Origin of the sequence: Congregibacter sp. (genome assembly GCF_045107095.1) — a bacterium.
Taxonomy (GTDB): domain Bacteria; phylum Pseudomonadota; class Gammaproteobacteria; order Pseudomonadales; family Halieaceae; genus Congregibacter.
Map to the genome: position 1 here is coordinate 1 of NZ_JBGCFU010000084.1, position 2,987 is coordinate 2,987.

The 2,987-nt window shown below is 55.2% G+C and carries 3 protein-coding genes; all 3 read right to left on the bottom strand.

Annotated features, from left to right (window positions below; translation table 11 throughout):
• Positions 1-300: 300 nt before the first annotated feature.
• The gene (locus tag AB8B76_RS11800) at positions 301-843 is read right to left on the bottom strand and encodes a VOC family protein (protein ID WP_405272701.1); all 543 of its coding nucleotides are present in this window, start codon (positions 841-843) and stop codon (positions 301-303) included.
• A gap of 1 nt (position 844) precedes the next feature.
• Positions 845-1,477 carry a carboxymuconolactone decarboxylase family protein gene (locus AB8B76_RS11805; protein WP_405272702.1) on the bottom strand — a complete coding sequence of 211 codons (633 nt, stop codon included), beginning with the start codon at positions 1,475-1,477 and terminating at the stop codon, positions 845-847.
• Positions 1,478-1,637: 160 nt separating this feature from the next.
• A partial coding sequence (locus tag AB8B76_RS11810; protein WP_405272704.1) for a serine hydrolase domain-containing protein occupies positions 1,638-2,987 on the bottom strand: 1,350 nt, incomplete at its 5' end.

Consider the following 2,987-nt stretch of genomic DNA (forward strand, 5'->3'; position numbering starts at 1 on the left):
CCAATTCATTGTTTCAATAGCGCGAAGGTATTGTTGGGCGGCAGAGCCTTCAGGGCATGCGCCGAAGGCATGGACTGCTCCCAGTTGTAAGAACAGGCCGAGAATCACCGATTTCGTCATGTCTACTCACTCCCATGGCACATAGAGCGTCTTAGGTTTCCAAAGTGTAGGCCAAAGCTGAGAATCCTCGTACATCGAGCAGGCGAGGTGAGCGATTGGCGCGTTAAGTGGTAGCGGGCACAGAAACGGCAGGTCCGAATTCCTGTGTGCTGTTACGCGACGCAGTGGCGCGGGGTCGCACTAACGGTCAACCGTCTGTGCTTTGGCAGGCCAATGTTTGCGCATCGCCGGCGGTGGGCTTGGCTTAAACTCGGTCTCTTCGAGGGCCGCAAGTGCTCGCGTTCGATCTGCCTCGTCGAATGTTCCTGTGGTCAGGCAGAATTCTACAAAGTTACCATTGGGATCAAAGGTGTACACCGAGTGGCACCAGTTGTGGTCGATTTCTAAAACATCGCACCCAGCATCGTTCCACTTCTCGCGCCACTGCTGCAGCTCTTCCTTTGAGTGCGCAGTAAAAGAGATGTGGTTAGTGCCTCGGGGCAGCTTTGCTGCAGCGTTTAAGTCAAACTGATGATCAGTCTGATGGGGTGCATCATGGAGCTCCCAAAATGCGATGAATCGTGTGTCATCGCCGTCCATACGATAAAAAAAATGTTTTCCCCAGCCGCTCTCAGGCAGCGGTGCGATCTCCACCTTTACAAGCTCAAATCCCATGACGCCCTCGTAGAACGCGTGAATAGCCTGCATATCGCGGGCAGCGAGGGCAAGGTGGTGGTAGGCCATGCTACTTGTCCACCATGTTCATCACGTCACTGTTAAGTCCCCCGCCGGGCGCGATTTCGACGACTCTTTCATCTACATCATCGTACTCTAGGCGCAGGGCTCGACTCATAATCGCATGCATCATGTAGGTGCAAGTCACATAGGTCAGCTCAAGAATTTCCTCATCGGACAGATTGGCCTTTAGCGCCTCGAAAATTCCGTCGGCCACGCGACCACGTTCCAGCACTAAGGCATCTGTGTAAGCAAGTACCGCACGCTCGACATCGCTAAAGCAGCTAGCGGCAGCCCAGTGGGGAATGGCTGTGATCTGCTCTTCTTGTAGGCCGACATCTCGAGCCGCTTTGCAGTGCTGGGAAAATACGAACTGTGAACCAACGACGTAGCCTGCCCGGGTCTGTCCGAGTTCGCGCAGCTTAGGATCCAGTAAGCGCTTGTCCGATCGATAAAAACGAAACCCTTCGGTCGTGTGCTTAAACGCATCGGGCACAATGTTGAACACTGTCCACCAATTGCCGGGAGTACCGGTGGGTGTGCCCGGGTTGAGTACGGGATCTTTGTCACCAAACAGCAGGTCAAAAATTTGGTTGGCGTAGGGGTTATTGGCCTCGCGGCCTGCTTGTCTGAGTCGGGGCATGGCGCATTCCAAAGTGCAAAGTTAACCCTTAAAGCATAGCGTAGTTCTCTGGATCATTGACGGCACACCGTGATCTAGCGATATCCACAAGGCTGCGAATACTCTTCGGACTTTGCACCGTCGGTTGGCAGATAGGCCTCTGGGTTACACGCTACAGGCCCTAGGGATCGATTCGCTCCATGTAGGAGTCCCCATTGATCATCCGCGTGACACGGCCATTTTCTTCGACGAAACGTGTGATCTCTCCCACCGGGCCTCCTCCGGTCTCGGCTTTAATCAAGAACATATCGCCCGTGACGGGCTCCAGAGTGGACTGGACTCTAAGTTTGGACGCGGTGATGTTGATGAGCACTAACTCCTCGTTCATTTCCACGATCTGGTAGTCGCCCCAGGGGCTGCGATAGATCCCGGCAAAGCGTGCCCACGCCGGATCCCAACGTTTTTCGCTGTTGGTTTTCGTTGCTGTTGCTACTGCCGTACCCACGGTGTCCATAAGTTGTGCAGAGAGTTGAGAGGGGTATGAGTCCAGCGTGTTAGTGAGAACAATCGCGCCAATTTCCTCGTCTAACTGTATCCGCGTATGCGTGGTGTAGCCCGGGTAGCCACCGCCATGGCCGACGTGCAGTTTGTCGCCCACTCGCATCACCGAAAAGCCAATACCCTGGCCCCGCGTCCAGTCACTCTCCAGCATGCGCACGCGATGCATTTCTCGCAGCGAGGCTGTACTGAGAATGCGATTCTCACCGCGGGGGCCTTCACGAAACTGGGCGGATACAAAAGCCGCCATGTCCTCAACGGTTGATGTCAGACCGGTCGCGGATGCCATTGAGCGCGCATCAACAAAGGGCATAACCTCACGCTCTTGATTCGGAATTCGCCTGCCATAGCCCGTCGCCAGTTGCGGGTCTGCAGCGTCCACACTGCTCGCCGACATCGCCAGGGGATCAAAAATATTATCCTGTAAGTAATCGGCCCAGGGCTGCCCACTAACGGTTTCTACAATCATGCCTGCGAGCGTGTAGGCCAAGTTGGAATACTTCCAGCGCACTTCAGGGGAGAAAGCCGCTTGCCGTTGGGGAAGCAGCGCCTGCAGCTCTTCTTTGGTAGGAAATTCATAATCTGACCAATGGGGCCCGGCCTCTCGAGGCAGTCCTGAGCTATGCGTTAGCAGGTGTTCAATAGTTACCGCAGGATCATCTTCAGTGGCGGCGTTAAATTCGAACCAAGGCAGGTAATCCGACACAGGGTCGTCAAGGCGGAGCAGGCCTTGTTCGCGAAGTTGCATGATCGCAGTTGCCGTGAACAGCTTACTGTGGGACGCCATCCTGAATCGGGTGGCCTCGGTCATTGGACGTTTGGTCGAGAGGTCGGCGTAACCGAAGCCCTTGGACCAAATTAACTCGTCGCCTTTGACAACGCCCACCACTATACCCGGAAGCTCCCGCTGCGCGATTTGGCCCTCCAGCCAAGCTGTGAACAGGCGAATAGAAGCCTGTACGTCGGGGTTTTC

Bases quoted from the DNA above. Each gene is read 5' to 3' on its own strand.
- AB8B76_RS11800 (WP_405272701.1), bottom strand. From the start codon at position 843: ATGGCCTACCACCACCTTGCCCTCGCTGCCCGCGATATGCAGGCTATT.
- AB8B76_RS11805 (WP_405272702.1), bottom strand. From the start codon at position 1,477: ATGCCCCGACTCAGACAAGCAGGCCGCGAGGCCAATAACCCCTACGCC.